Below are 26,914 nucleotides of genomic sequence, written 5' to 3'. Positions count from 1 at the left end.
GAATAAGGATTCTTCTCCCTGGGTGGATGATTCGATTTTTGTGAGAATTTCTCGATTTTTCCGGATGCGGTTATCGGTTCCTCGAGCCGGCCCTCGGGCCGGGTCCAGAAGTAGTACAGACAGTCGTACAGAGTCGTACAGAATGGGAGGCGTGGAGCGGATTCTGGTCAGCGCGTGCCTGCTCGGCAGCCGGGTGCGGTACGACGGAGGGGCCAAGACCAGCGACGACGAGGTGCTCACCGCGTGGCGGGCGGAGGGGCGGCTCGTGTCGTTCTGCCCGGAGGTGGAGGGCGGGCTGCCGATCCCCCGGCCCCCTGCGGAGATCGAGGGCGGGGCGGGCGGCGCGGCCGTTCTCTCCGGGGCCGCCCGGATCCGCACCCCGTCCGGGGACGACGTGACCGCCGCCTACCTCTCCGGCGCGCAGCAGGCCCTGGCGGTCGCCAGGTCCTTCGGGATCCGGGTCGCGATCCTGAAGGAGGGCAGCCCGTCCTGCGGGTCGCTCCGGATCCACGACGGATCCTTCCGCGGCCGGACGACCCCCGGCCAGGGCGTGACGACCGCGCTGCTGGAGGCCAACGGCATCCGGGTCTTCGCCGAGGACCGGATCGCCGACGCCGCCCGCCACCTGGCCGATCTCACCAGATCTGACGTTTGACCGACCCGAGGTTCACGAGTGGTCAGGGAGACAGCGGGTCGGGCAGCGGCTCGCTGACCGTGATGACGGCCTTCTCGTCCGGCTTGTGCACCAGGACGTTGTCGATGTACGACTGCACCGCCGCCTCCAGCCCCACGTCCTTGCCCGCCGCCTCGGACATGTACCAGCGGTGGTCGAGCACCTCGTGGAAGAGCTGGGCCGGCTCCAGCTTGCGCCGCAGGTCGGCCGGGATCGCGTCGACGACCCGGTGGAACACCTCGGCCAGCCATCGGTGGGCCACGATGGCCTCGTCCTCGTGCCGCAGGCCCATGGACACCCGGTAGGAGTCGAGGTCGTTGAGCAGCCGCCTGGCCTGGTTCTCCTCCACGTCGAGACCCGTCAGGCGGAGCAGCCGGCGCTGATGGTGTCCCGCGTCGACCACCTTGGGCCTGACGATGAGCCGTGACGTGCCCGCCTTGCGGCGGATCATCATCTCGGCCACGTCGAAGCCGAGCGAGTTGAGCCGCCGGATCCGCTGGTCGACCCGGTGCCAGTCGACCTCCTCGATGATCTCGTCCTGGGTGAGCTCGTCCCACAGCCGGGTGTAGCGCTCGACCAACTGCTCGGAGAAGGCCAGCGGGTCGATCGTCGGGTGCAGCAGGCCGCCGGCCTCCAGGTCGAGCATCTCGCCGTAGATGTTGATGTGCGCGACGTCGATGTCGTGCGTCCGCTGGCCCTCGCTGATCGCCGGGTGGAGCTCGCCGGTTTCCGCGTCCACCAGGTAGGCCGCGAAGGCCCCGGCGTCGCGCCGGAACAGCGTGTTGGACAGCGAGCAGTCGCCCCAGTAGAAGCCGTTCAGGTGGAGCCGTACGAGCAGGACCGCGAGGGCGTCCAGCAGGCGGGTCAGCGTGTCGGGCCGGACCGACCCGGAGAGCACGGCGCGGTAGGGAAGCGAGAACTGCAGGTGCCGCGTGATCAGGGCGGAGTCCAGCTCGGCGCCGTCCGGGGTGGTCCGCCCGGTGACGACGGCGACCGGCTCGACGGCCGGCGCGTCCAGCCGGGCCAGATCCCACAGCAGCTTGTACTCCCGCTTGGCGTACCGCTCGCTGATCTCCTTGATCGCGTAGACGCGGCCCGACAGCCGGGCGAACCGCACGACGTGGCGGGAGATGCCGCGGGGCAGCGTCACGAGATGGTGGACGGGCCAGTTTTCGAGGGGGACGTCCCAGGGCAACCGGATCAGGTCCGGGTCGCTCGGCGCGCCGGTTATCTGCAGGGGCACCAATTGCTCCTTTTTCGGGGTCTTCACCACCCAGTGTCGTGGATAGAGTCTGGCGCTATGACGCTGGTGGAGGAGTTCCTGGACTGGTACCTGTCGGAGAACCCGATCAGGGCGGCGCTTCTGGGCGCGGACGGATACGACCGGACCCTTGGCGACTTCAGCGAGGCCGCCTACCTCGCGCGCGAGCGCGCGGAGCGGGACTGGCTGGAGCGGCTGTCGGCGGAGACCCCCGCCACGCCGGACGACGAGATCGACCGCGACCTCGTCGTCTCCCATCTGCGGGGAGCGCTCGCCGAGGCCCGCTGGCCCGAGTGGCGGCGTGATCCCGCGCCGTACCTCGGTGCGATCTTCGGCTCGATGTTCACGCCGTTCCAGCAGCGGCTCAAGCCCGAGGCGGAGCTGGTGGAGGCCGCCTGCGCCCGGCTCGGCGAGGTGCCCGGAGTGCTCGCCGCCTGCCGCAAGAACCTCGATCCCGACCTCGCGGCCGCCCTGCTCGTCCGGCGGGGCCTCGACCAGGCCCGTACGGCGAGGAACTTCCTGACCGTGACCCTGCCCGCCGAGGTGGCCGACCCCGGCCTGCGGGCGCGGCTCGCCGAGGCGGCCGCGCCGGCGGCCGACGCGTTCGACGAACTGGTCGGATTCCTGGACGGATTCGAGGCGCACGGCACCTGGCGCATGGGCGAGGAGCTCTACTCCACTCTGCTGCGCGAGCGGGAGATGCTCGGATACGGCGCGGCGGAACTGCACGAGAAGGGCCTTGGGGCCTGGGACGAACTCGATGCCCGGATGCGCGAGGTCGCGGCCCGGCTCGGCTCCGGCGACTGGCGGGCCGCCATGGAGTCCCTCATGGACGACCACCCGCCGACGCCGGAGGCCATGCGCGAGGAGTACGAGGCCGAGACCAAGCGGGCCCGCGACTTCGTCGCCGAGCGCGGCCTGGTGACCTTCCCCGAGGGGGAGGAGTGCCTGGTCCAGCCGTCGCCGGAGTTCCAGCGGCCCATCCTCGCCGTGGCGAGCTACCTCACCCCGCCGCCGCTCACGCCGTCGAGGACCGGCGTCTTCTTCGTGCCGTTCACCCCGGCCGGGTTCACCGAGGAGCAGGTGCGCCAGCGGCTGCGCACGAACTCCCGGGCGCAGATGCCGTCGATCTCCGTCCACGAGGCCTACCCCGGCCACCACTGGCACCTGTCGTGGATGGCCGGCAACGACCGGCGGGCGCGGAAGATCTTCCGTACGCCGTACTTCGTCGAGGGCTGGGCGCTCTACGTCGAGAAACTGATGCAGGAACAGGGATACTTCGACACCCCGCAGACCGAGCTCGCCCACCTCGACTGCCGGATCTGGCGAGCCGCCAGGATCGTGGTCGACACCGCCCTGCACTGCGGCGACATGTCGATCGAGGAGGCGGAGACGTTCATGACGACCAAGGCGTCGCTGTCGCCAGGCACGGCAGCGGGCGAGGTGAGCCGCTACTGCGCCTGGCCCACCCAGGCCCCCTCCTACCTCACGGGCGGGCTGGAGATCGAGCGCATCCGCGACGACTACGACGGCGACCTGCGGACGTTCCACGACACGATCGCCGGGTCGGGCGGGCTTCCGCTGGGCCTGGCCCGCAAGGCGGTCACGGGCTGAGCGCCCGCTCGATGACGGCGACGAGCTGCTCCTCGGTCAGGACGTGAGGGCTGCCCACGCCCAGCGCGCGCACGTAGACCTCGCACAGCCACTCCAGCAGGCGGGTCGCCTCGAAGGCCTGCTCCAGCGTCGCCCCGATGGTCACCCCGCCGTGGGAGGCCATCAGGGCGGCCTGGCGGCCTTCCAGGGCCAGCCTGACGTTCTCCGCGAGCTCCGGCGTCCCGTACGTCGCGTAAGGGGCGACCCGTACGGTTCCGCCCAGCAGCAGGGCGTTGTAGTGAATCGGCGGAAGCTCGGTCTTCGTGGTGGCGACCACGGTCGCGAAGATCGAGTGCGTGTGCACGATGGCCCGCGCCCCGGTCGACGCGTACAGCGCCAGATGCATCGGCGTCTCGGAGGACGGCTTGAGGCCGCCGTCCACCACCCGGCCGTCAAGGCCCACGATCGGGCAGTCCTCGGGCCGCAGCCGGTCCAGCGCCACCCCCGACGGGGTGACCGCCACCAGATCGCCGTCCCTGGCGCTGAGGTTCCCGGACGTGCCGATGACCAGTCCAAGGGCGGCTGCCCGCCCGCCGTATTCGCACAGCTCCCGCCGTAGCTCCTCCACGCGGCGAATCTACACAATCCGCCCAGTGGCCGCCCGGTGTGATTCGTGATGTCCTGGTGACATGTACGACGCTCCAGACTGGCGCCGTGACGGCGACACCATCCGCAGGACCGTGGTCGCCGCCGACTTCCGTACGGCGATCGCGATCGTGAACGAGATCGCCGAGCAGGCCGAGGCGCTTAACCACCACCCGGACATCGACATCCGGTGGCGGACCCTGCATCTGGCGCTGACCACCCACGACGCAGGAGGGCTCACCGAGCTCGACTACCGGCTCGCCGCTCGCATCGACGCGATCGTCGCCGACCACCAGACCCAGACACTCTGAGCGCTCGGACTGTCTCGCCGGAGCGCCGGAGCCTGTCTCCGGCGTCTGTTCCCTGGTGTCTGTTCTCTGCAGCGCCTGTTTCGCGCGGTGCCTGTCCTGCGCGGTGCCTGTTCTGCGCGGCGCGGAACGCGGGCGCACGGCCCTCCACACATTTTCGAACAGGCTTGCGGTTTTCTGATTACGTTCGGTAGTGTTGCCGTTACGTAACGGGCTGATGGTGGGGGAGGAGGTGTCTCAATGTCGGCGTTCCCTGATCCTGCTGTCGACGGCTGGGACGTTTCCGCGCGGTCGGTTCCGCCGGTGTTTGAGGGCACGTGCCTGGATCCTCGCGTCCCCTCGCAGGGACGGCCGTCAGTGCGGCCCGCGGGAGATTCGCGCGGGACCGATCCGGATGGCCGTGGCCCGAGCGGGGGTGACCAGACCAGTGTGGGTCCGGGAGCGTGGCGGGCGGCGGGTGCCGCGGCCGATGACGTCGCGGCCGGTGATGTGGCGGATGCGGTGTTGGGTTTGGTCGCGGGGATGGCGCGTGCGGGTGTGCCGGACAGTGCGGCGGTGTGTTTTCGCGAGGCGGAGACGCTGATTCAGGCGATGGATGTGATGGGTGCGCTGGTGGCGGGCCGGTTGCGTCGGGTGGATGTCACGGGTGAGGCGAAGTCTCAGGGGCATGCCTCCACCGCTTCGTGGCTCCGCTCCGACAGACCGAGCACAGCCCCACCCAGTCCGGCCGCGTCTGGGCTGGACACTCCCGCACCGGACGCGTCTGTGTCCGGCATGTCTGTGTCCGGCATGTCTGTGTCGAGCGAGGCGGAGACCGGCGCAGGGCCACCGGACGAGCCGGACGTATCGGGAGTGCCGGGGGCGCCGTGGGTGGTGCGGCGTGGTCCGGGGATGACCGGGGCGCAGGCGTCGCGATGGCTGCGGCTCGCCACAGAGGTGGCACGCCTCCCTCTGGTGGAGGAGCGTTACGGGGCCGGTTCCCTGTCCGGCGGAGCTGTGGATGTGATCACGTCGGTGACGGCCAAGTTGACCGACAAGCAGGCGACGGAAGCCGAGCCGATCCTGGTGCAGTTGTCCGGCAGCGCGTCCTGCGCGGAAGTCGCCAAGGCCGGCCGCTACCTACGCGAACTCCTGGATCCCGGCACCTTGGTCACGGAGTGCGAGGACGATTACGCCTCCCGGTTCCTGCTGGTCCGCCCGTCCAGCACCGGCGGGGTGGAAGGCGAGTTCCGCCTACCGCGGGAGGCGGCGGCGCGGCTGCGGTCGTTCCTGACCTCCTACGCCCGCCCCAAAGACAGAGACGACGATCGGCCGCTACGCGTCCGCCAGGCCGACGCCTTCGCCGCACTGCTGAGCGAGAAGGTCTCCACCGAACTCATCGTCCAGGTCCGGGTCGAATCCCTGCCCGACGACATCCTCGCCCCTACCGGCGCACAGGGCGCCCCGCCGGCCGGAACGGATGGTCCACCCGAGGTCGATCCCGAGCGGGCGGGTCCCGGCGAGGCCGGCCCCGACGATGCCGCGGAGCCCGACCATGGCGAGGGCTCTGACGATGCCACGCGGCCCGACGGCGGCACGGGTCTCGGGGGCGGGGCAGGCACAGACGCTGGCGCAGGCGCGGAGGCGCGGGTGGAGGCGCGGGTGGAGGCGGAGGCGGCCGGAGCGCGGGCTGACGCGTGCCGGACGTGTGGGCATGCCCCGGACCGGTTGGCTCCCGGTTTGCTGGTCGCGACCGGGCAGCTGCTGCCGGTCAGTGACGTTCACCGGCTGGCGCGGACCTCACGGTTGACCCGGATGGTGATGGACGCCAAAGGCCAGGTGCTGGACATGGGTCGCTCGGTGCGGCTGGCGACCCCGGCCCAGAGGAAGGCACTGCTGGCGCAGTACGCCACCTGCTACTGCCAGGGCTGCCCGATCCCGGCCGACATGGCCGAAGTCGACCACGTCCACGGCTGGATCGACGACGGCGTCACCAACCTCGACCTGCTGGCCCCCGCCTGCACCTTCCACAACCGCGACAAATTCGCCCACCCTGACCGCTACACCGCCCGCCGCAACCCCGACGACACCTGGACCCTCCTCTACCATCCCGCCCGCCGCAGGTACGAACGCGCAATATCCCGGGAGGATCCGGACGGTTGACACAACCCCCGCAGGGGCTGCCGCCCACACGGGTGCACGCTTGCGTGTCCGCCCGTGCCCTGTATTCGCGCACCGGCCGCACCTGGGCGCCAGCCACGCCCCCGCGTCGACTGCACCTGTGCGGCGGCCACCCCCCGCGTCGACTGCACCCCCGCGTCGACTGCACCCCCGCGTCGACTGCACCTGTGCGGCGGCCGCGCCCCCGCGCCCCCGCGGCGGCCGCACGCGCGCTCCCGCATCCGCTCGGGACTGAGCCGCGGTTGATCCAGCTGTGCTTCATCGGGGGATGCTTGATCGGGCCCCGGTTGATCGCGGCTGATCGCGGCTAATCCGGGCGGATCGCTGTCACGTAGCGGGTCAGTGGCCACAGGTCGCCGGTCGACTCGATGGCGAACCCGGCGTCCTCGATCAGTTCGGCGAGATTGCCGATGTCGAGGTGGGCCATCGCGGGCCCCGTCAAGGCTCCCACAAGTCGTTGCCCGGCCCAGCTCGCCGGCGGCCGATACTCGGCGATCAACAGGCGACCTTCCGGCCGCAGCACGCGGTGGGCCTGCTCCAGGGCGGTGGCCCGCGCCGCCACCGGGATGTGGTGGATGGCGTAGCTGGAGGCCACCACGTCGAACGAGCCGTCGTCGAATGCCGTGGCTGATGACATGGCTGATGACATGGCCGATGACATGGCCTGCGCCTCGCCCACGACGTAGGAGCAGGACGACGGCCCACGCCGTCGGGCGTACTCGACCATGGGCCGGGAGGCGTCGAGCCCCGTGACCCGGCCGTGCGGGCCGACTCTGGCCGCGAGGGCGCGGGTGAGATAGCCGGTGCCGCAGCCGATGTCGAGCACCTGGTCGTCTGGACGCGCACCGGAGAGCGCGGCCAGTTCCCGGTACACCCATCGGCGCCTGCCGGCGAAGGCGAGCGCCGCGACCACCTCGTACGCCCGGGGGTAGTCGATCGTGCCGCCGTGATCGGGATGGTCTCCGTGGGGCGCGTGCGTATGCCGGTCGTGCAGTAGCCGTGCGAGATTCACAACGCACTCCTTACTTAGTTGCCGCTAAGTTACCCATAACTTAGCGGCGACTAAGTTAATCGGCAAGGGTCATAGGATGCGGGGGTGAACGAAGTCCCGGCCGCCCGGCGGCGTACCCGTATGCGTCCTGAGGACCGGCGGGAGTCGATCCTGGTCGCGGCGACCGAGGTGTTCGCCGAGGTCGGCTACCGGGCGGGGAAGGCCTCGGAGGTGGCCGCGCGGCTCGGCGTGAGCGAACCGGTGATCTTTCAGAACTTCGGGTCGAAGGCGGCGCTGTTCTCCGCGGTGCTCGACCGGGCCACCCGGCTGGCCGCCGACGAACTGGCCGCGATGGCGGACCGTACGGAATCGGTGTCGGCGCTGATAGCCGATCTGCTGTCGCCCGGCCATGTTGAGCGGCTGCACAGTCCGGGCTCGCTCGGAATGCTGTTCGCCGACGCAGTCGCGCTCTCCGGCGAGCCGGAGATATCCGGCGCCGCCCGCCGAGCCGTGCGGATCGTCGCGGACCTGCTCGCCGGACTGTTCCGCAGGGGGCAGGCCGAGGGTGACGTGAACGCCGATATCGACCCGGACGCCGCCGCCTGGTGGATCCTCTCCCTGATGGAGGGGCGGGCCTTCCGCGAGGCTCTCGCCGCAGACCCCGGCCCGCTGGAGAACGCCATCGCGGAGCTGACGCTGCGCACCCTCACTGGTGCGTCGGGTGCGTCGGGTGCGTCGGGTGCATCGGGTGCATCGGGTGCATCGGGTGCATCGGGTGCGTCGGGTGCGTCGGGTGCGGCAGGTGTGTCGGGTGAGGCGGGTGTCTCCAATGGGTTCGGCGGCCGGGGGGTCACTCGAACAGCGCGGGCGGCGGAACCGGAGTGAGCACCGCGTCGCCGTCGGCGATGGGGGCGGCGCCCGCGATGAGGCGGGTCAGGTCGTCTTCCGCCACGCATCTCGCCTGGGCGAGCCCTCCGGCGGCCTTCCTGGTGAGCGGCCCGACCGGCAGCTCAGTCGCCGAGGCCGTCAGGATCAGGTTGCCGAACCTGCGTCCGCGCAGGATGCCGGGCTCGGCGAGTAGCGCCGCGTGGCGGAACGTCGCGGCGACCGTCGCGGCCACCCGCTTGACGAACGCCAGGCCCTTGCCGTCCGCCACGTTGACGAGCACGGTCCCGGTGGGCCGCAGCACCCGGGCGACGTCCGCCATGAACGTGAGGGTGGCCAGTTCGACCGGCATCGTCGCTCCGACGAAGGCGTCGACCACGAGCAGGTCGGCCGAGGCGTCGGGGAGGGCGCCCACGCCGGCGCGCCCATCGGTGACGCGGACCTTGAGGCGCGGGACCGACTTCAGCCGGAGCTGCTCGCGCACTACCTGGACGAGTCCCGCGTCGGGCTCGATCACGAGGTGCCGGGAGCCCGGCCGGACGGCCGAGATGTAGCGGGGGAGGGTGCAGGCCCCGCCACCCACGTGGACGGCGTCCAGCGGCCCCTCCGGCAGGCAGTCGATCACCTCGGCCATCAGCTGCATGTAGGGGAAGTCGAGGTAGGCCGGGTCTTCCAGGTCGACGTACGACTGCGGCACCCCGTCCATCAGCAGCATCCACCCGTCCTGGCGGTCGAGGTCGCGCAGGAGCTCCACCTCGCCGGAGTCCGCGGGGTAACGGCCCGGTAGTGGATCTCTTATCCTGCCCACCTTGTCTCCCTTCGCGTGATATGAGAACCGTATGCGGAATCGGGCTCTGCTCGCCCTCCTCGCGGTCGCCGCCACTATCTTCGCCGTAGGTGTGGTCGGTCTCATCGCGACCGCGGGCGAACCCGTGACCACCTTCGCGGAGCCCGCCCGTCCGTCCCCCACCCGGACGCTGGAGCTCACGGTCGAGGGCTCCCCGGAGGAGACGGCGAAGGCCTACCTGCGCGCCTGGGCCGACCACGACTTCGAGGCCATGCGCGAGCTGGTGGACGACCCGCCGAACGACTTCGCCGACCAGCACGAGCAGTTCGAGGACGCCCTGCTCTCCTCCCCGTTACGGCTGACGCCGGGGGAGACGAAGAAGACGGGGGACGACACGGCCGAGGTGACGTTCACCCAGACCAGGGGGGAGCAGGAGGCCGGCACCTGGACGTATGACTCCACGTTGCACCTGGCCGTCCGCGACCTGACCTGGAAGGTGCTGTGGACTCCTGCCGTCCTGCATCCCGACCTGCAGGAGGGCGGCACCGTCGAGCGGACGTCGTCGGCGGATGTGCGGGCCGCGTTCGTCACCGCGGACGGGCGGAGGTTCCCACAGGACAGCGACGCGGACGACTATCTCGCCGCCCTGCCCGGGGGCGGCGCGGACGGCACGGTGGTCTCGTGGTCGATCCGCCTCATCAATCCCAGCCAGACGGCCAGGGAACTGTTCGCGTTCCATCCGCGGGTCTCCGACGGCACGAAGACGACGATCGAGTGGCCCGTCCAGGCGGCGGCGGCCCGGGCCCTCGACGGCGTGCAGGGCGGCGCGGCCGTGGTCGCCGTACGGTCGTCGACCGGAGAGATCCTGGCCGTGGCCGACCGGCTGGGCAGCCGGAGGGCGTTCCAGGCGACGTTCCCGCCCGGCTCGACGTTCAAGACGGTCACGGCCGCGGCGCTGCTCGGAGCCGGTCTCAGCCCGGACGACACGGTCGACTGCCCGCCGACCTACCGGATCCCCCAGCACGAGCTCATCCGCAACTATCAGGAGGAGGGCCACGGCACGGTGTCGCTGCGGCAGGCGTTCGCCTACTCGTGCAACACCTCGTTCGCCCGGCTCGCCGTGGAGCGGCTGACCGCGGACACCCTGGTGGCGCAGGCCCGGACGTTCGGCTTCGGCGCATCGCTCGACCCGGGGGTGAGCGCCACCTGCGGCAGCATGCGCCCGCCGGAGAACCCGGACGCGCTCGCTGAGGACTCCTTCGGCCAGGGAACGGTGGAGGCGAGCCCCCTGTGCATGGCGCTCGTCGCCGCGGCGGTCGAGAGCGGGCAGTGGCGGCAGCCGTTCCTGCTGCACGGCCAGCCCGGCGGCGGGGACGCCACCCCGCTGCCCGCCGGGGTGGCCGACGGGCTCAGGTCCCTCATGCGCGCGGTCACCTCGGACGGCACCGCCGCCGGCGCCGGACTCCCCGACGACGTGGCGGGCAAGACCGGCACGGCCGAGGTGGGCGGGGGCAGGCCGGACCACGCGTGGTTCATCGGCTACCGGAACGACGTGGCCTTCGCGGTGTTCGTGGAGGGCGGAGGCACGGGCCGCGCGGCCGCCGTCCCGATCGCCGCCCGCTTCCTGCGCGCGCTGTGAGCCTGCTGTGGGCCTGCTGTGGGCCCGCGGTGAACCCACCGTGAGCCCGTGAGCTGAACCAGGCTCGCCGGTCAGGTGGGCTTTCTTGACCCAACTCCGCTCTCCCGGCCACCCGGATGTGGAAAAGAACCCATCACACGGGAGGAGCGGGAGGAGGGGGTCAATGCAACACATGGTGCCGCATCAGCTGATGGCCGCGCACTGGTGGGCGCCGGCCCTGCGGGGCGTGCTGGCGATCCTGTTCGGGCTGATCGCGCTGGTCTGGCCGGGCATCACCCTTCTGGCGCTCGTGCTCGTCTTCGCGGCGTACGCGGTGGTGAACGGCGTGGTCACCCTGATGCAGGCCGCCCGCGGGCACACCGGTAGGTCACGGGCGTGGATCGGCGTCTCCGGGCTGATCAGCCTCCTCGTGGGCCTCATCGCCTTCCTCTGGCCGGGGATCACGGCGCTGGCGCTGCTGCTGGTGATCGCGTTCTGGTTCGTGGTCACCGGCATCGTGGAGATCGTCGCCGCCGTGGGGCTCCGGCGGCGGATCGAGGGCGAGTGGGTGCTCGCCCTCAACGGGGTGGTCTCCGTGGTGTTCGGGCTCCTGCTCTTCGTCTGGCCGGCCACGGGCGCGCTCGCGGTCGTGTGGCTGATCGGCCTGTCGGCCGTCGCCATCGGCGTCTCGCTGCTCGTCCTGGCCTTCCGGCTCCGCGGCGGGCACCGGGCGGGAGCGGCGGGACCTGCCCATTCGGTCTGAAATATGTTCGTCGATATCGGGAATGGACCGGAAACTATTCACAACAACCCCGACCTGTGAGGGAATTGTGTTGTTCCCGGCGTGACGCGGAGGCGACATGAACCCCAGCGCTGTGCACGACGCCCTCGCACGGCATCTGCTCGTCGACGGCTACCGGCTGGTGCTCGATCTCGACCGGAGCGCGGGCTCCTGGGTGGTCGACATGCGGGACGGCCGGCGCTACCTCGACTTCTACACGTTCTTCGCGTCCTCCCCCCTCGGCCTCAACCCGTTCGCCGACGACCCCGAGTTCATGGCGCTGCTGGGGCGGGTGGCGGCCAACAAGCCGGCCAACTCCGACATCTACACGGTCCACTTCGCCGAGTTCGTCGAGACGTTCCAGCGGGTGCTCGGCGACCCCGCGTTGCCGCACCTGTTCTTCGTCGAGGGCGGGGCGCTCGCCGTGGAGAACGCGCTCAAGTGCGCCTTCGACTGGAAGAGCCGATGGAACGAGGCGCACGGCCGCCATCCCGGTCTCGGCACGCGCGTCCTCCACCTGACCCGCGCCTTCCACGGCCGCAGTGGCTACACGTTGTCGCTCACCAATACCGACCCGGTGAAGACGGACCGGTTCCCCAAGTTCGGCTGGCCCAGGATCGACGTCCCGGCCGTCCACTTCGGCGACGTGGAGCGGGCCGAGGAACGCGCGCTGGCCCAGGCGCGAGAGGCGTTCGGGAGGTTCCGGCACGACATCGCGTGCTTCATCGCCGAACCCATCCAGGGGGAGGGCGGCGACAACCACATGCGACCCGAGTTCCTCCAGGCCATGCAGGCGCTGTGCCACGAGTACGACGCCCTGTTCGTCATGGACGAGGTCCAGACGGGGGTCGGCCTGACCGGCACGCCGTGGGCCTACCAGCAGCTCGGCCTGGCGCCCGACATCGTGGCGTTCGGGAAGAAGGTGCAGGTCGGCGGCATCATGGCGGGCCGCAGGGTCGACCTGATGCCCGACAACGTCTTCACGGTGAGCGGCAGGATCAACTCGACGTGGGGCGGGGGCCTGGTGGACATGGTCCGGTCCCGGCGGCTACTGGAGATCATCGAACGGGACGGTCTGATCCCACGGGCGGGCATCCTGGGGGAGAAACTGCTCGGCGCCCTCCAGGCACTGGAGGCCGACGGCCTGGTGGCGTGCGCCCGCGGTCGCGGCCTGATGTGCGCGTTCGACGTCCCCGACCCGGCCGGGCTCGTGACCCGTCTCCGGGAGAACCACGGGATCCTGGTGCTGCCCTGCGGCGAGCGGTCGGTCCGGCTGCGGCCCGCCCTGTCGGTCCACCCCGACGAACTCGAGTATGGCCTCGCCGGTCTCCGGGACGCCCTATGCCGGGTCTGACCGCCCCTCCGCGGCACCGTTCTCCGCTCGGTCCAGCCAGTGGCGGATGGCGGTGACGCGTGATTCCACACCCAGCTTCGCGTAGATGCGGTTCACGTGGTTTTTCACGGTCTTCTCGCTCAGGAAGAGACGCTGGGCGATCTCGCCGTTCGAGTGACCGCAGGCGATCAGCTCCATGACCTCGGTCTCCCGCTTGCTCAAACGCGTTCCGGTGCGGTCGTCGACTCTCATCCGGCCTCCGTCGAAGACGTCAGAGATCGCCGAGGCCCCCGCGCGGCGGTAGACAGCGAGCATAACCCGCCGTGTCAACCTTTGGGGCGAATGTGAGTGACGTGCATCGTCAACTGCGGTGAACGGTCGAAATACGTCCGACGAGTGGCAGGCGGGGGGCGGGAAGAGGGCGAGGAAGGTGCCGGGATAGGGCGGGGCCTAAGGGTGTGGCTGGAACGTCCGGAAACGCCGGAGGCCCGGCCGATCTCTCGGCCGGGCCTCCGGCGTTTCCACCTGGGGTGAGTGATGGGACTTGAACCCACGACATCCAGGACCACAACCTGGCGCTCTGCCAGCTGAGCTACACCCACCATGTCCGCCGTTCGCGGCGTACGAGAGAAGTGTAGCGGCTTTTCTGAGTCGACCGCGCCTCCCTCGCCACCGGGGATCAGGATCCGGAGACCGACTCCGCGACCTCCCGTGCGGTGGCCGAGTCGGGGCCGGGCTGCGGCACGAAGACGGCGGCCCGGTAGTAGCGCAACTCCCGGATGCTCTCGGTGATGTCCGCGAGCGCCCGGTGCCCTCCCTGCTTCTCCGGCGAGGCGAAGTACGCCCGGGGGTACCACCGGCGGGCCAGTTCCTTCACGGACGATACGTCGATCATCCGGTAGTGCAGGAAGGTGTCGACGAGCGGCATGTCGCGGGCGATGAACGAGCGGTCGGTGGCGATCGAGTTGCCGCACAGCGGGGCCTTCTTGGGCTCCGGCACGTGCGAGCGGATGTACTCGAGCACCCTCGCCTCGGCCTCGGCGAGCGTCACCCCCGTCGCGAGCGCGTCCAGCAGTCCGGAGGCGGTGTGCATATGCCGCACCACCTCGGACATCTGCTCAAGCGTCTCGGCCGGGGGCTTGATCACGATGTCGACGCCCTCGTCCAGCTGGTTCAGCTCGCCGTCGGTGACGATGCAGGCCACCTCGACGAGCGCGTCACGGCCGAGGTCGAGCCCGGTCATCTCACAGTCGATCCAGACCAGCGGGTCAGTCATGGCTTAAGCGTAGTGGCGCGCTCACCGGGCTTCGAGCGAGTCCAGCGTGTGCTTGAGCACGGACTGGTCCAGATTGTCCGGAATAGAGACGTACAACACGGCCGGACGGAGCTGGGCACCCCGGTCAACCACGACGAACGCCCCCTTCTCGGTCTTCCACTTCCAGTCCCTGGTCTTCGCGATCTCCGTGAAGTCCATCTGATACTCCAGCACCCACGCCTGGCGGTCGCCCACCTTCATCGCCGCGTTGCGCAGGATCTTCCGCTTGTGCGGAGGGCTGTAGAACTGCTGTTCGTAGGTGCCGAGCAGTGTGCCGGCCGTCTTCTCCAGGTCGCCGGACCCGCCGTAGGGGAACAGCTGCGGGAGCTCGGCCGTGGCGAGCGACGCCACCCAGTCGCCGCCCTGGCCGTCGTAGTTCTGCTGGGACAGCGCCTGGCAGAAGCTGGTCCAGAGGAACGACGCCGGGTTGCCCGGGGCGTCGACCTCCGCAGACTTCGGCACCTGCCACGAGTCGCCGGGGAAGGCGTACGACAGGCCGGTGACGGAGTCGCTGATCCGTCCGCCTGCCGGCTGCGGCAGCGGGGGGAGCGCCGGCTGACTGGGCTGCGGGGGAACGGTCGAGTCCTGTTGCGGACCCGGGCCGGCCGCCACGGGCCCGTTGCCGAGGGACGAATCGGTGCGGGTGTTGAAAAACACCACGAAACCACCGACCACGAGTGTGAGGACGACCGCCACCGCCGCCGCCCCGATCACCCAGGGCCACGGCGACGTCTGCCGCGGGGAGCCGTAATCGGGCACGGGCAGTTGCCGCGTGTGCCCCGGCTGGTTCCAGGGCGGACCGCCCCCCCACGCGGGAGGCCCACCGGCACCGGGCTGCTGGTAGCCCTGCTGATAGCCCTCCTGGTAGCCCTGCGGACCGCCCTGGGGGCTGCTCTGCGGATAGGCCTGCGGATACGTCTGCTGGGCCGTCTGCTGAGCCGTCTGATGGGCGGTCTGGGAGATCGGGGGAGCCTGCGTGAGCTGCGGCGACGCGGGCACAGGCTGGGCCGGCCGCGCCTGCAGGGGAGGCTCCGTGGGCTGCTGCGCGGGAGCGTGCGTGGCGTCCGTCCACTGTGTGCCGTCCCACCACCGCAGCAGAGGTGAGCCGTACGGATCCGGGTACCAGCCGGCGGGGGTCGTCGTCATGCCCGCCAGACTAATGAAATCAGCATTTGTAGGCGAAACTTGCTTTGTCCTGCATTGGTTTGCCCGAGGGAGTGGGGGACAGGACGCGTAAGGTCGCCGTCCCCTTGAAGGAGCCGGGACCGTTCACGTTCCAGTGCAGGGGCAGGTCGGTCGTCGTCGAGCCGGAGGCGACCCGCTGCTCCTCCTCGGGCCTCGCGTGGCCGTCACTGGTGTGCCAGACGTAGCGGACGGTCCCCGCCTGGCCGTTGGTGGTGACCCGTCCGACGAAGTCGGCGGTGCCGTCGCAGCGCACGGTCTTCTTCGGCCCCTTGACGTCGACCGCGCTCACCGCGATCTCGTCGGGAGGCGACTGGCGCAGCCAGAGGATCACCAGCGCGATGAGCATCGCCAGCAGTACGGTGCCCGCCCAGGCCGTCCGGCCCCGCCGTCGCCGGGCGGGCTTGCCGGTGCCGGGCTGGCCCTGCAGGGTGGACGCCGTCCGGCCGGAGCGCCAGATCTGCGCCGCCGTCGTCTCCGTGGGCACGCCCGGGCCGAACCGCATCATCACCTCGTCGCCCTGCGGAGCCACGGCCGCCGCGCCGGCACCCAGCCCCGCCCCGGCAGGGCTCACAGCACCGCCAGGGCTCACAGCCCCGGCCGCGCCGTGCCCGGTGACGTCGAGCAGCGTCACCGCCTCCCCGGGGGCTCCACTGAGTGATCCGCCGAGTGATCCGCCGAGTGATCCACTGGGGGCGCCGGCAGGAGGAAAGGCAGGCGAGCCAGGCGGGGAGAGAGGCGCCGAGGCGTCCCATGCCTGGACGGTTCGCGCGAGGCGTTCCCGCGTGGAGAATCCGGGGGGCAGCGCGTCGCGGCCGGCGAGCAGGGTGTCGCGGGCCGCGCCGAGGCCGTGCGCGGCCGCCGCGGCGGCCGCCCGTTCGAGTAACAGCTCCGCGTTCCCGCCCGCCCGGCCACCGGTGAACACCCTGGCCAGGGCGACCCACGCGGCGACGTCGCGCTCCGCCGAGGCGGGGGCTCCGCGCAGCGCGTCGGCCAGCCCGCGTTCGGCGAGCAGCGCGGACCCGTCGTCACCGATCACGACGGTGCCCGGATGCAGGGAGCCGTGGGAGAGCCCGGCCCCGTGGACGGCGAGCAGGGTCTGGGCGGTCTCCACGAGGATCGTCGCCGCGCCCCCCGGGTCGAGCGCCGCGTGTCCCGCGAGCAGGTCGGCCAGAGTCGGCGTCGCCCGGCGTCCGGCGATCAGGTAGATCTCGTCCCGGGCGGCCACCAGGTCGGCCACCGGAAGGATGCCGGTCAGCCCCGACGACCACAGGCGCCGGTCGGCGGTGACCGCCGCGACCAGCCCGTCCCGTGCCCGCTGAGAGGTCAGGGCCTCCTGCTCGAACCGCAGGACCGCCGAAGGCGTCCCCGTGGGCGAGACCGCGTCGAACCATGTGCCGATCTCGCTCGTGCGGGCCCGGCCGGTGAGCCGATGCCCCGCGACCACCGCGCCGTCATCCATCTACCGCATCCATCTACCGCCGCCTCCGCTGCCTTCCGCGCTTCGTCTTCACGGCAAGTGTGGCGGGAACGAGGCCGGTCGTCACCAGGGCGGCGGCGAGCGTCGTACCCGAGGGCACGTCGGTGGACGGCGAGGCGCCGACCAGGCGTGGAACCGGCGGAGGCGAGGGCGACGTGGGCGGAGGAGAGGAGGCCGGCGGCGTGGACGGGGTGGGACGGGAGGTCGTCGCGGCCGGCGTGGGCTTGGGCGCGTCGCCACCCGGGAGGTCGGCCGTGACGGTGGGCTCGGGCGAGGAGGCCGGGCTCGGCGTCGGCTTCCGCGTGGGCCTGGTGGTCGGCCGGGATGTCGGCTTCTTCGTCGGCTTCGGGCTCGGCTTCCGCGTGGGCTGCTGAGTCGGCCGGACGGTGGGCGGGGCCGGCGGCGCCTGGGTGGCGGCGGGCGTGTGCGCCGGGCTCTTGACCGGAGACGCCTCCGGCGGCGTGGGGGAGGCGTCGTCCGGCGGCGTGGCGTCGTCGTCGAGGGCCGGATCGGGGTCGGTCGTGACCGGCTCGACGGCCACCGGCGTCGGCGACTCGACCGCGGCCTGCAGGGTCGTCCCCCGCATGGTGCCGACCAGGGCCGCCGTCCCCGCGCCGATCACGCACAGAGCCGCGACCAGCGTCAGGCCGACCTTCACCCGGCCCCGGCCGAGCAGGCCGCCGAGCCGCGTCTCCGCGAGGCTGGTGCCGACCTCCGGGGCCTCGTCGGTGAGCGGGAAGAACGGCAGCAGCAGGCCGGCCAGCGCGGCGAGCCGCCGCCGTCCGCGGTTCTCCCAGGCGGGGCCGTACTCCTCGGCGGCGACGGCCTCCAGCTCCTCCAGGAAGGCCTGGGCCGACCGCGGGCGGTCCGCGGGGTGCTTGGCCATGCCCCGCTGGATGAGGCCGCGCAGCGGCGGCGGCACCTCGTCGATCGGCGGAGGGGTGGCGTGGTGCTGGCGGGCCAGCGCGGCGAGGCTCTGCGCCCGGAAGGGGCGGCCGCCGGTGAGGCACTCGAAGAAGACGACGGTGGCGGCGTAGACGTCGGTCGCCGGGCTCGCCTGGCCGCCCTCCCACTGTTCCGGGGCCATGTACGGCGGGGTGCCCGCGGCCCGGACGCCCTCGCCCGCCTGGGCGGCGATGCCGAAGTCCACCAGCTTGCTGGTGCCGTCCGCCGTGATCATGACGTTCTCGGGCTTGTAGTCGCGGTGGACCACGCCGATCTCGTGCGCCGCGGCGAGGCCGAGCAGCGAGCCCTTGAGCACGGCGAGGGCCGCCTCGGGGCCGGTGGGCCCCTCGGACCGGATCATCGCGCGCAGGGAGACGCCGTCGATCAGCTCCATGACGATCGCGGCGCCCTGCGCGACCTCGACGTACTCGTAGAAGCGGGCGGAGTTCGGGTTTGGATCCATGGCGGCGAGCAGTCGTGCCTCGTGCCGGAACCTGGCGACGAAGTGGAGGTCCGCCATCAGCTCGGCGGACAGGTACTTGATCGCCACGAGCAGGTCGTCGGGGTCGTGGCGCGCGAGCACGACTCTGCCCCCGCCCCCCGTCCCGAGTTCGCGTATCTCGGTGTAGCCGGGGACACGCCAGGCGCCCGTCTGGCCGTACATCGCTCTCCCCTATCGCATGGGTCCCCCGCCGCGGACGACACCGTAGCTTAGTGAGCGCGGGGGTGCTGGTGTGACTAGTCACGAAATAGTAGTGAAGCGATGTCGATCTGCGCTGATGATCCCTGTGCGGTGATCCCTGCGCTGTGATCTCCGCGCCGTTCGTCTGTGACGCGGGCGTCCGCTAGCGCCGGTTCGCGACGTGCCCGGGCACGGGCACGCCGGACCGCAGCAGCGGGTCGGAGACGGGGTCGCCCCACGACATCACGAGGGGCAGCACTCCCGCCCAGTAAGGCAGCGCGTAGTCCTCCTCCTCGTCCGAGGGCGGGCCCTGGCGCGTCTTCACCGACGCCTCCGCGAGCGACACCGCGGCCACGGCGGTCCTGGCCAGCTCCTTTCGGTCGGGCTGCCGGGTGCTGTCCCACTGGCCGGGGGCGAGCTGCTCGGTGATCGCGCGGAGTCCGGCCAGCCGCTCGCCGGGGTCCTCCACCGTCCGGAGTGTGCCGTAGATCACGGCGGACCGGTAGTTCACCGAGTGGTGGACCACGGAACGGGCGAGCACTATGCCGTCGAGGTGGGTCACCGTGACGCACACCTCCTCGCCCGCGGCCTCCCGCAGCGACCGGGCTCCGGTCGATCCGTGGACGTAGAGGGTGTCGCCGATCCTCCCGTACGCCGTGGGGAGCACCCTGGGCGACCCGTCGACGATCAGGCCCAGGTGGCAGACGAGCCCGGCGTCGAGGACGGCGTACAGATCGGCCCGGTCGGTCCTGCCGCGCTCCTTTGAACGGTTCAGGGTGGTCCGTGCCGTCGATGAGAGGGGCGTCGAGGAGACGGGCGGCGCGGAGATGGGTGGCGCGGAGATGGGTGGCGCGGAGATGGGTGGCGCGGAGACGGGCGGCGCGGAGATGGGTGGTGTGAGGGGCGCTGTGCTGGAATCCATGCCCGTTACGTTAGGAAGAAGTGGACCGCCCGCCCACGTCCACTTCCCACGGAACAGAGGTGACCACTTTGCGCGCGCACATCGACCTCCCGCTGGCCGCCGACCGGTCGTCGCCGGTCCCGCTGGTCGTCCAGCTGACCGGCCAGCTGAGGGAGGCCATGCGGAACGGCGCGCTGAAGGCCGGGGAACGGCTGCCGTCCACGCGGGGGCTGGCCGCGCTGCTCGGCGTCAGCCGTACCGTCGTGACCGACGCCTACCAGCAGTTGTACGCGGAGGGCTGGCTCGACGGGAGGCACGGCTCGGGCACCTATGTGGCGGAAGGCACGGCGGACGGCGCGCTGCCCGGCACGGCGGGCGGCACAACGGGCGGCGCGGCGGATGGCGCGGCGGATGGCGCGGCGGATGGCACAGGGGGCAGGCTGCCCGGCGCGGCGGCACCGCCTGTCACTGTGCCGCCTGCCTCTGTGTTGCCTGCCTCTGTGTTGCCTGCCTCTGTGTTGCCTGCCTCTGTGTTGCCCGCCTCTGTGTCGCGTGTCTCTGTTTCGCCTGTCTCTGGGCGGGTGGTCGCGGCTCCATCGTCCAGGGCTCCGCTGGGCGTCGTCGACCTGCGGCCGGGACAGCCGTGGGTGCGCGGTTATGACGCGGCGGCGTGGCGGCGCGCCTGGCGGTCCGCCGGCGACCTCCCGCCGGGCGACCATCCCGATCCGTACGGCATGCCGCGGCTCCGCGCGCTCCTGGCCGAGCACCTGCGGCGGGCCCGGGCCGTGCCGGTGGAGGCGGCCGACGTGATGGTGACGAGGGGCACGGGCAACGGCCTCGACCTCGTCGCCGCCGTCCTCCTCGGGCCGGGAACGCGGGCGGGGGTCGAGGAGCCGGGATACGGGAAGGCCAGGAACATCTTCGCCGCCAGGGGGGCGGAGATCGTCCCGTGTCCCGTGGACGATCAGGGTGTGATCGTCGACGAGCTGCCCGACGACCTGCGCGTGCTGTACACCACGCCGGCCCATCAGTACCCGCTCGGGGGCCGGCTGCCGATCCCGCGGCGCGAGCGGCTGCTGGCCTGGGCCCGCCGTACCGGAGCGATGATCGTCGAGGACGACTACGACGCCGAGTTCCGCTACGACGTCGCGCCGCTCCCGGCCCTCTACGGGCTCGACCCCGGACAGGTGGTCCTCCTTGGCACCCTCTCCAAGTCGCTCAGCCCCGACGTCGGGCTCGGGTGGCTGGTGGCCTCCGGCGGACTGCTTGGGGCGGTCGCCCGCCGCCGTACCGAGCTGGCCGACCGCACGCCGGGTCCCGTGCAGGCCGCCGTCGCGACGCTGCTCGACCGCGGCGACCTCGACCGGCACCTGCGGCGGATGCGGCTGGAGTACGCCCGCCGCCGCGCCGCGATCGTCGAGGAGCTCGGGCCGCTCGTGCGCGGCGACACCGCCGGCCTGCACGTCATGGTCGAGCTGCCCCCCGGCACCACTCCCGGCCTCGTGCGGCGGGCGCGCGAGCGGGGCGTGCTGCTGCACCCGGTCGAGTCCCACTACCACGGGCCACCCAGGCTGGACGGCCTCGTGCTCGGGTACGGCTCGGCGTCGCTCGCCGAGGTCAGGCGCGGGTGCGCGGTGGTCCGGGAGCTTATATCACCCGTTCAAGCACCCTGAAGTCCTCGCGTGGCCGGGGCACCGGGGCCGCGCCGGGCTCCTCTCCGATGATCCTCGCGATGTCGATGGAGCCCGGGTCGCCATCCCGTGTCCCCGGCACCTGCGAGTGGCCGAAGTGCCCGCCGAGCGCCCACAGGCGCGGGTTGCGCGCGGCCGCCAGCGAGTGCGGGTACGGCAGGGGCGGCCCGGCCGGCCACCGGCGCGGCACGTCCCAGGAGTCGAGCCAGGCCAGGATCTCGTCCAGCCCGTCGAGCTTGGTGTCGGTGAACGGCTCCCGGGCCGAGCCGACGACCTGGATCTGCAGGCAGACCCGGCCGTTGCGGTCCCTGCCGCCGGTGAGACCGCCGGCCGCCCGCGACGGCGGAAGCATCTGGACAATCTCTCCGGTCACCGGGTTCCACACCAGGTGGGAAGGGCGACGCAGCTGCGCGAGCCGCTGTGCCACGGATTTGGCGGACACCGCCTGAGGATCGGCGGTCCAGATGAACCAGACGGCCCGGGGCGCTCCGCCGAGCATCGCTCCGGAGTCCTCGGGGGAGGGAATTCGGCTGGCGCAGGGCAGCCATGCTTGGGCCACAATGCCCCCTCAAATCCTCGGTCGCGACGTTTCTCCCCTTTGGAACTCCAACTGACACCTCGGTAGGCCTGATTGTTACTGGCGGGAAGGGTTCCGGCCGTAGCCCGTCACGCGCGACGTAACCGCTGGTGAGGGTGGGTTCGGGGAGGCGGGGGAGACGCGCAAGGAAGGGTCTGTCAGGACGTGGGTGACGCCGAGGCGGAGTCGGCCGACGGGCTGGGCTGCGGATCGCCGGAAGGGCCGGGATCCGGATCGGCGATGCCGGTCTCCTCGGGGCCCCGCCAGGAGATGTGGCACGACGGGGACCCGGCGGCCGAGGCGAACCGCACCACCCCGCTCCCCGGCGTTCCCGGGTCGACCACGGCCACCGTGATCCGTCCGGTGGCCCCCGCCTTGAGCCGGCCGCGGGCCGGAGAGACGGCGAGCCCGCCGGACGTCGCCGAGGTCCACTCGATCGGGGCCGCACGGGCGGCGAGCGTGATCGATGAGCCGGCGGCCGAGCCGATGTCGCCGGGGCAGTGGGCCGACAGTGACGGCGTGTCGGGGGCGCGGGCGGGCGGGCGCGCGGCCGAGCCCGACCGGGTCGCCCGGGGCCGGGGCTGGGCTGCCGTGTACCGCCGCCGTGTCGAGGGAGGCGGAGTGACGGTGGGCCGTACGGTCGTGGTGACCGCCGGATCCGGCGAACCGTCGGTGCCGTCGGTCTCCTCGGCCTCGCCGGTCCCGTCAGTCCCGTCTGTCCCGTCGGCCCCGTCAGTCGCCTTTGTGCCGTCGCCGTCCTGGATCTCCTCCGCCGGGCCGAGGGCCATGCCGTCGCCGGGGGACGCCTGCGGCAGGCGCACCGTCCGCAGATGGCCCGCCGGGGACTCACCGGAGACCAGGGCCAGGCCGCCCGCGGTGCCGAACACGCAGGCCGCCACGAGCAGCAGCGGGGCCACGCGCCGCGACCGGGGACGGGCGCTCCGCCGCGCTCCCGCCCGTCCGCCCCGGCTGGACGCGCCCCCGGTGTCAGCGCCCCGGCTGGACGAGCCCCGGCTGGACGCGCCCCGGCCGGCAGGGCCCCGGGTGGCAGTGTCTTCGGTGGCGGCGGTGGCCCAGGCGGTGGCGGCCCAGGAGGCGGTGGCCGCCACGCCGTCGGAGTCGAGGGACGACTTCAGCACCCGTCCGCGCAGGGAGAGGGGAGGATACGCGACGGGGATCAGGTCGAGCAGCCGCTCGGCCGACACCGTGCGGCGGCGGACCTCCGAGCACACCTTGCAGGCGGCGATGTGCTTGCTCAGCCGCTTGCGCAGCACGGTGCCGAGCGGGCCGTCCTGCCACGAGGCCCCCACCCCCGCGTCCACGAGCGCCGACAGGTCGGGGCAGTGGGCCCGGCCGGTCCTCGCCAGGACCACGGCCGCCGCCGTGTTCTCCACGTGCTCGCGCGCCCTCGCCAGGCGGGCGGAGACCTGCCGGGAGGTGAGCCCGAGCACTCCGGTCGCCTCGGCCGGCGACAGACCGTGCCGCACGACCAGTTCGAGCGCCTCGCGCTCGGCCGCGCCGATCTTGCCGAGTGCCTCGGCGACGAGCGCGGCGAGCACCGGGTCCTCGGTGTCCTCGGGCGGTCCCGCCCACCGCGCCACGCCGGAGGACGGCAGCCCGCGCGCGGCGCACTGGAAGCGGGTCAGCGCGTACAGCCACGACCGCAGCCGTCCGGGCTCCTCCAGCCGGCCGGCGCCTCCCTGGGCTGCCACCAGGGCGTTGTGGACGGCGTCCGCACCGGCGTCCAGGTCGTTCAGCCGGGAAGAGGCGTAGTCGGTCAGCCGATCGGCGTAGGCGTCGAACAGGCGCGCGGGCGCCGCGCCGTCGGCGCGCCGCAGTGCCTCAAACAGTCGTCGGTCGTCGGCGCGTCCGACGTCGGGCCATCCGGGCACGGACATTCCTCCCCGTGGGGCTGGATCAGGTCTCGCCGATCCCCACACGAGAAGGACGCCCTCCGCGCGCCTCCCGGTTTACCGCTTCGCAGGCCATGCCCAACCGGCATGACCTGCGAAGACTGATGTTCCAGCGATCTTTGGGGCGGATGGTGCGCAGGGGTCCTCCTGCGCTCCTCCTGCGTTCGAACTACGGTCCTACTGCTGCGCGTCCGTCGTGTTCCCCTGCGTGTTGTTCTGCGCGTTCGCGGGAGTGCTGGCGGAGGCGTTGGCGGACGTGTTGCCGGACGTGTTGCCGGACGTGTTGGCGGAGGCGTTGCTCGGCGTCTGGTTCGCCGCGGTGCTGCCGCAGTTGGGCGTGCACAGGCGCCGGGCGATGCCCTTGAGGAAGATGTTGCGGATCTCCAGCACCGTCTGCGGGAAGTAGGCCGCGCCGCCCGTCGTCTTCGCGATGGCGGTCATCTGCGCGCGGTCCTCGTCCTTGTTGGTGTTGAACGAGATGATCAGCAGGCTGACCGGCCGCTTGGGGTCGTAGGTCTGCTTCAGCCGCTGCAGGATCTGGCTGTTGGAGATGCCGCCGTTCGGGTCGTCGTTGCCGACGCCGTCCGTGAAGAGCAGGATCGTGTTGACCTTGTCGGCCTCGTACTCCTTGGTCATCTTCTGGTAGGCGGCCCAGAGCGTGTCGTTGAGGCCCGTGTTGCCGGTCGGGATCGCCTGGGCCTGCCGGAGCGCCCGGTCGATCAGGTCACGTCGCGTCACGCCGTTGAACTGCTGGGCCAGCGGGCCGATAGAGACGACCGGCTTCCAGTCGACGCCCTTGCCGCGGAGGTTGTCGGAGAAGGCCCACACGCCGATCGCGGCCTTGTCGGGGAACAGCTTGAGGCCCTCGACGCCGACGTCGGAGATGGCGCGCATGCGGCTGACCCCCGTGCTGTCGGCGGGCAGCGCCATGGTGCCGGAGATGTCGATCAGCGCGAGCAGCTTGGTGCCCAGCTTGATCTGGTGCCAGGCCTGGGAGAGCTTGGCGATGGTCGCCGTGTCCGGGGGCGGGATGTCCGCGGGCTTCTTGGCGCTGACGCCGTTCTCCGGCTTCAGCAGGCTCCCGCCCTTGCCGTCCGGGGTGCGGAAGCCGTAGTCCTGCACGGTCTTGCGGGCGGACGCGGAGGTGAGCTGGGTGGCGAAGGCCTGTGCGGCCTTGCGCACGGCGGCGTCCTTCGCGGTGACGACGATCGGATAGTCGAGGCTGACGGTGCCCTCGGTCGGATAGAGCGCGACGGCCGGGTTGGTGGGCCCGCCCTTGGTGTTGAACGCCCACACCGCCTGCTCGGTCGAGATGCCGACCGGGATCCGGGCGGCCGCCTTGGTGAGCGTGGCGAACATGCTGTCGGGGCTCGGCACGGTCGACTGGGACAACTGCCGGAGGACGCCCACCAGGGTGTCCTCGCTGCCGCCCGCCTGCTTGAGCACGGCCGCCCCGGCGAGCAGGGCGCCGAGACCGGCGGCGTTCTGGGCCGGGTCGAGCGCGAGCACGCGGACCTTGCGGGCCAGGCCGTCGGGGTTGGCCGCGTTGGCGGCGCTCATCAGGCCGGTCCAGCTCGCCGGGCTGAACGCCGCCTGGAGCTTGGACGCGCCCGCCTTCGACACCGTCAGCACGACGGGGGAGCGGGCGACACTGCCGGTGGGCTTGGGAGCGGAACCGTCCGCGGCGAGACCGGCCAGCCAGAGGCTGGAGTCGGGGATCCACACGTCGGGACTGACCGAGCCGCTGGTGGGGCCGCTGCCCGCCATCGCGTTGACGACGTCGGCCGATCCGGTGGCCTTGACGGTCACCGCGACGCACCGGCCGTCGACCTTCTTGCCGGACTGGCCGAACTTGGCGGCGATCTTCTGCACGGCCGGTTCGATGTCCGGCGAGGCGATCACCGACAGGGACAGCTTGCCGCCGCTCCCACAGGTCGCCGGGTTCTTGTTGACGACGACGTACGCCGCGACGCCGAGGAGCACAGCCAGGGCCACGGCTCCCGCCAGTGGGACGAAGACCATGCCCCGCCCATTCCGCCTCCGAGGCGGCGGATCGTGCTGGGGGTTGTACCCGCCATCGAGTTCGTCTGTGCGGTGCCGTCCGCCCACGGTGCCCTCTTCGGTGTCGATTGGCTCCCACCGGTGCGCGCCCTCGCGGGGACCATTCTGGGAGATTCCGCGTGATGCCTACGGAACGATACTGGCAAGGTTAAGTGCGGCAAAACGCCGGTTTTGGTACGTCCAGCACGTCAGTGACCCTGTCTGGCACCCCGTAACCTGGGGCGGTGGTGATCCCTGTCGACGATGTCGCCGACCCTCGCCTTGCCGATTACGTGCGGCTGCGCGACGTCGAACTGCGCAAGCGCCTGGAGGGTGAGCGCGGGCTGTTCGTCGCCGAGGGCGAGAAGGTCATCCGGCGCGCCGTGGGCGTGGGCTACCCCGTGCGTTCGGTGCTGACGACGGCGAAGTGGCTCGACCACCTGGCCGACGTGATCGAGGGACACACCGTCTACGTGGTGCCCGACGAGGTCATGGAGGGAGTCACCGGCTTCCGGGTGCACCGGGGCGCGCTCGCCGCGATGGAGCGGCGGGAACTGCCGTCGGTGCCCGCGCTCCTCGCCGGGCAGGGCTCCCCGGCGTCGAGGTCGGCGGGACCGCCCGCGCGGATCCTCGTGCTGGAGGACCTGGTCGACCACGGCAACGTCGGAGCGATCTTCCGCAGCGCCGCGGCGCTCGGCGTCGGCGCGGTGGTCCTGTCACCGCGATGCGCGGACCCGCTCTATCGCCGGTCGGTGAAGGTCTCGATGGGCGCGGTCTTCGCCGTCCCCTACGCCCGGATGGGCGACTGGCACGGCGGCCTGGGCGAGGTCAGGGACGCCGGCTTCCGGCTGCTCGCGCTGACCCCGGACCAGTCGGCCGTGCCACTGGACGACGCGCCGCTGGACGGCCGCGTCGCCCTCATGCTCGGCTCGGAGGGCGACGGGCTGACGTCGCACTGGCTGAGCGAGGCCGACCTGTCCGTGTGCATCCCGATGAGCCCGGTCGCCACGGCGCTGGGCGTCGACTCCCTGAACGTCGTGGCCGCCGCGGCCGTCGCCTGCCACTCCCTGTCACGTCCCGCCGCGGGCGTGAGGACCGCCCGCTGACTGTTGAGCCGGTGACTGTTCAGCCGATGGTTGTCTGAAGAGCGACT

General features: G+C 71.8%; 23 protein-coding genes and 1 tRNA gene. 10 read left to right on the top strand and 14 right to left on the bottom strand.

Translation table 11 applies throughout. The annotated features are described in order from the left end of the window. Nucleotides 1-151: 151 nt before the first annotated feature. Nucleotides 152-655, top strand: coding sequence for a 2-thiouracil desulfurase family protein (locus JOL79_RS04800; RefSeq protein WP_210154420.1), 504 nt, complete (start codon nt 152-154; stop codon nt 653-655). Between the two features lie 22 nt (nt 656-677). Here JOL79_RS04800 and JOL79_RS04795 read toward each other — a convergent pair whose 3' ends face one another. Beyond that, on the bottom strand, nt 678-1,916 hold the full coding sequence (locus tag JOL79_RS04795; RefSeq protein WP_210154419.1) for a DUF4032 domain-containing protein: 1,239 nt from the start codon (nt 1,914-1,916) through the stop codon (nt 678-680). 57 nt (nt 1,917-1,973) lie between these two features. Between JOL79_RS04795 and JOL79_RS04790 the strand changes: the two genes are divergently transcribed. Continuing rightward, nucleotides 1,974-3,548, top strand: a complete 1,575-nt coding sequence (locus tag JOL79_RS04790) for a DUF885 domain-containing protein (RefSeq protein ID WP_230984224.1) — start codon at nt 1,974-1,976, stop codon at nt 3,546-3,548. Here JOL79_RS04790 and JOL79_RS04785 read toward each other — a convergent pair. Beyond that, on the bottom strand, nt 3,538-4,155 hold the full coding sequence (locus JOL79_RS04785) for a class II aldolase/adducin family protein (protein ID WP_210154418.1): 618 nt from the start codon (nt 4,153-4,155) through the stop codon (nt 3,538-3,540). The two genes, JOL79_RS04790 and JOL79_RS04785, sit on opposite strands and share 11 nt — an antisense overlap. A 61-nt stretch (nt 4,156-4,216) precedes the next feature. Here JOL79_RS04785 and JOL79_RS04780 point away from each other — a divergent pair, with 61 nt between their 5' ends. Both JOL79_RS04780 and JOL79_RS04775 read left to right on the top strand, forming a co-directional pair. Beyond that, nucleotides 4,217-4,483, top strand: coding sequence for a 4a-hydroxytetrahydrobiopterin dehydratase (locus tag JOL79_RS04780; RefSeq protein ID WP_210154417.1), 267 nt, complete (start codon nt 4,217-4,219; stop codon nt 4,481-4,483). A 786-nt stretch (nt 4,484-5,269) separates the two neighbouring features. Then, entirely contained in the window at nt 5,270-6,622 is a 1,353-nt protein-coding gene (locus JOL79_RS04775; RefSeq protein ID WP_210154416.1) for an HNH endonuclease signature motif containing protein, read from the top strand. A gap of 325 nt (nt 6,623-6,947) precedes the next feature. Here the strand turns inward: JOL79_RS04775 and JOL79_RS04770 are convergent, their stop codons facing one another. Beyond that, nucleotides 6,948-7,652 (bottom strand): class I SAM-dependent methyltransferase, encoded by a 705-nt coding sequence (locus tag JOL79_RS04770; RefSeq protein ID WP_210154415.1) that lies wholly within the window; start codon nt 7,650-7,652, stop codon nt 6,948-6,950. A gap of 84 nt (nt 7,653-7,736) precedes the next feature. On the opposite strand from JOL79_RS04770, the gene JOL79_RS04765 reads away from it, so the two are divergent. Next, nucleotides 7,737-8,516, top strand: coding sequence for a TetR/AcrR family transcriptional regulator (locus JOL79_RS04765; protein WP_210154414.1), 780 nt, complete (start codon nt 7,737-7,739; stop codon nt 8,514-8,516). Here JOL79_RS04765 and JOL79_RS04760 read toward each other — a convergent pair. Beyond that, a complete protein-coding gene (locus tag JOL79_RS04760; RefSeq protein ID WP_307848313.1) occupies nt 8,482-9,324 on the bottom strand; it encodes a spermidine synthase in 843 nt (280 codons plus the stop codon). The two genes, JOL79_RS04765 and JOL79_RS04760, sit on opposite strands and share 35 nt — an antisense overlap. Before the next feature lie 31 nt (nt 9,325-9,355). Here JOL79_RS04760 and JOL79_RS04755 point away from each other — a divergent pair, with 31 nt between their 5' ends. The 3 genes from JOL79_RS04755 (at nt 9,356) to lat (ending at nt 13,056) form a co-directional block, all read left to right on the top strand. Further along, nucleotides 9,356-10,942: a penicillin-binding transpeptidase domain-containing protein gene (locus tag JOL79_RS04755; protein WP_230984223.1), complete on the top strand. Its 1,587-nt coding sequence runs from the start codon at nt 9,356-9,358 to the stop codon at nt 10,940-10,942. Nucleotides 10,943-11,105: 163 nt separating this feature from the next. After that, complete coding sequence (locus tag JOL79_RS04750; protein WP_230984222.1) at nt 11,106-11,684, top strand: HdeD family acid-resistance protein; 579 nt, start codon at nt 11,106-11,108, stop codon at nt 11,682-11,684. A 97-nt stretch (nt 11,685-11,781) separates the two neighbouring features. Then, nucleotides 11,782-13,056, top strand: coding sequence for an L-lysine 6-transaminase (gene lat / locus JOL79_RS04745; RefSeq protein ID WP_210154412.1), 1,275 nt, complete (start codon nt 11,782-11,784; stop codon nt 13,054-13,056). Here the strand turns inward: lat and JOL79_RS04740 are convergent. The 7 genes from JOL79_RS04740 to JOL79_RS04710 all read right to left on the bottom strand — a co-directional run bounded on the left by JOL79_RS04740 (nt 13,042) and on the right by JOL79_RS04710 (nt 19,561). After that, nucleotides 13,042-13,287 carry a helix-turn-helix domain-containing protein gene (locus JOL79_RS04740; RefSeq protein WP_210154411.1) on the bottom strand — a complete coding sequence of 82 codons (246 nt, stop codon included), beginning with the start codon at nt 13,285-13,287 and terminating at the stop codon, nt 13,042-13,044. The two genes, lat and JOL79_RS04740, sit on opposite strands and share 15 nt — an antisense overlap. Before the next feature lie 274 nt (nt 13,288-13,561). Continuing rightward, nucleotides 13,562-13,637, bottom strand: a tRNA-His gene (locus JOL79_RS04735). Nucleotides 13,638-13,714: 77 nt separating this feature from the next. Then, nucleotides 13,715-14,311 carry an oligoribonuclease gene (orn, locus tag JOL79_RS04730; RefSeq protein ID WP_210154410.1) on the bottom strand — a complete coding sequence of 199 codons (597 nt, stop codon included), beginning with the start codon at nt 14,309-14,311 and terminating at the stop codon, nt 13,715-13,717. Nucleotides 14,312-14,332: 21 nt separating this feature from the next. After that, nucleotides 14,333-15,496 (bottom strand): DUF2510 domain-containing protein, encoded by a 1,164-nt coding sequence (locus tag JOL79_RS34895; protein WP_210154409.1) that lies wholly within the window; start codon nt 15,494-15,496, stop codon nt 14,333-14,335. Between the two features lie 19 nt (nt 15,497-15,515). Further along, a complete protein-coding gene (locus JOL79_RS04720) occupies nt 15,516-16,994 on the bottom strand; it encodes a protein kinase family protein (RefSeq protein WP_210154408.1) in 1,479 nt (492 codons plus the stop codon). Between the two features lie 13 nt (nt 16,995-17,007). Further along, on the bottom strand, nt 17,008-18,621 hold the full coding sequence (locus JOL79_RS04715; RefSeq protein WP_210154407.1) for a serine/threonine-protein kinase: 1,614 nt from the start codon (nt 18,619-18,621) through the stop codon (nt 17,008-17,010). A gap of 181 nt (nt 18,622-18,802) precedes the next feature. Further along, entirely contained in the window at nt 18,803-19,561 is a 759-nt protein-coding gene (locus JOL79_RS04710) for a pyridoxamine 5'-phosphate oxidase family protein (RefSeq protein ID WP_210154406.1), read from the bottom strand. 59 nt (nt 19,562-19,620) lie between these two features. Here JOL79_RS04710 and JOL79_RS04705 point away from each other — a divergent pair, with 59 nt between their 5' ends. Then, nucleotides 19,621-21,213 (top strand): aminotransferase-like domain-containing protein, encoded by a 1,593-nt coding sequence (locus JOL79_RS04705; protein WP_443674001.1) that lies wholly within the window; start codon nt 19,621-19,623, stop codon nt 21,211-21,213. Here JOL79_RS04705 and JOL79_RS04700 read toward each other — a convergent pair. The 3 genes from JOL79_RS04700 to JOL79_RS04690 form a co-directional block, all read right to left on the bottom strand. Further along, nucleotides 21,188-21,673: a hypothetical protein gene (locus JOL79_RS04700; RefSeq protein ID WP_307848312.1), complete on the bottom strand. Its 486-nt coding sequence runs from the start codon at nt 21,671-21,673 to the stop codon at nt 21,188-21,190. The two genes, JOL79_RS04705 and JOL79_RS04700, sit on opposite strands and share 26 nt — an antisense overlap. Nucleotides 21,674-21,966: 293 nt before the next feature. Beyond that, the gene (locus JOL79_RS04695) at nt 21,967-23,700 is read right to left on the bottom strand and encodes an RNA polymerase sigma factor (RefSeq protein WP_210154404.1); all 1,734 of its coding nucleotides are present in this window, start codon (nt 23,698-23,700) and stop codon (nt 21,967-21,969) included. Nucleotides 23,701-23,898: 198 nt separating this feature from the next. Continuing rightward, nucleotides 23,899-25,743, bottom strand: coding sequence for a substrate-binding and VWA domain-containing protein (locus JOL79_RS04690; protein ID WP_230984221.1), 1,845 nt, complete (start codon nt 25,741-25,743; stop codon nt 23,899-23,901). Nucleotides 25,744-26,006: 263 nt separating this feature from the next. On the opposite strand from JOL79_RS04690, the gene JOL79_RS04685 reads away from it, so the two are divergent. Further along, entirely contained in the window at nt 26,007-26,867 is an 861-nt protein-coding gene (locus JOL79_RS04685; protein ID WP_210154402.1) for a TrmH family RNA methyltransferase, read from the top strand. Nucleotides 26,868-26,914 lie beyond the last annotated feature (47 nt).

Origin of the sequence: Microbispora oryzae, from assembly GCF_017896165.1 — a bacterium.
Taxonomy (GTDB): Bacteria; Actinomycetota; Actinomycetes; order Streptosporangiales; family Streptosporangiaceae; genus Microbispora; species Microbispora oryzae.
Note: the sequence above shows the minus strand (reverse complement) of the source record. Positions and strands in the feature narration are given on the sequence as shown.

Bases quoted from the DNA above. Each gene is read 5' to 3' on its own strand.
- JOL79_RS04790 (WP_230984224.1), top strand. From the start codon at position 1,974: ATGACGCTGGTGGAGGAGTTCCTGGACTGGTACCTGTCGGAGAACCCG.
- JOL79_RS04780 (WP_210154417.1), top strand. From the start codon at position 4,217: ATGTACGACGCTCCAGACTGGCGCCGTGACGGCGACACCATCCGCAGG.
- JOL79_RS04775 (WP_210154416.1), top strand. From the start codon at position 5,270: ATGTCTGTGTCGAGCGAGGCGGAGACCGGCGCAGGGCCACCGGACGAG.
- JOL79_RS04755 (WP_230984223.1), top strand. From the start codon at position 9,356: ATGCGGAATCGGGCTCTGCTCGCCCTCCTCGCGGTCGCCGCCACTATC.
- JOL79_RS04750 (WP_230984222.1), top strand. From the start codon at position 11,106: ATGCAACACATGGTGCCGCATCAGCTGATGGCCGCGCACTGGTGGGCG.
- lat (WP_210154412.1), top strand. From the start codon at position 11,782: ATGAACCCCAGCGCTGTGCACGACGCCCTCGCACGGCATCTGCTCGTC.
- JOL79_RS04740 (WP_210154411.1), bottom strand. From the start codon at position 13,287: ATGAGAGTCGACGACCGCACCGGAACGCGTTTGAGCAAGCGGGAGACC.
- orn (WP_210154410.1), bottom strand. From the start codon at position 14,311: ATGACTGACCCGCTGGTCTGGATCGACTGTGAGATGACCGGGCTCGAC.
- JOL79_RS34895 (WP_210154409.1), bottom strand. From the start codon at position 15,496: ATGACGACGACCCCCGCCGGCTGGTACCCGGATCCGTACGGCTCACCT.
- JOL79_RS04720 (WP_210154408.1), bottom strand. From the start codon at position 16,994: ATGGATGACGGCGCGGTGGTCGCGGGGCATCGGCTCACCGGCCGGGCC.
- JOL79_RS04715 (WP_210154407.1), bottom strand. From the start codon at position 18,621: ATGTACGGCCAGACGGGCGCCTGGCGTGTCCCCGGCTACACCGAGATA.
- JOL79_RS04710 (WP_210154406.1), bottom strand. From the start codon at position 19,561: ATGGATTCCAGCACAGCGCCCCTCACACCACCCATCTCCGCGCCGCCC.
- JOL79_RS04690 (WP_230984221.1), bottom strand. From the start codon at position 25,743: ATGGTCTTCGTCCCACTGGCGGGAGCCGTGGCCCTGGCTGTGCTCCTC.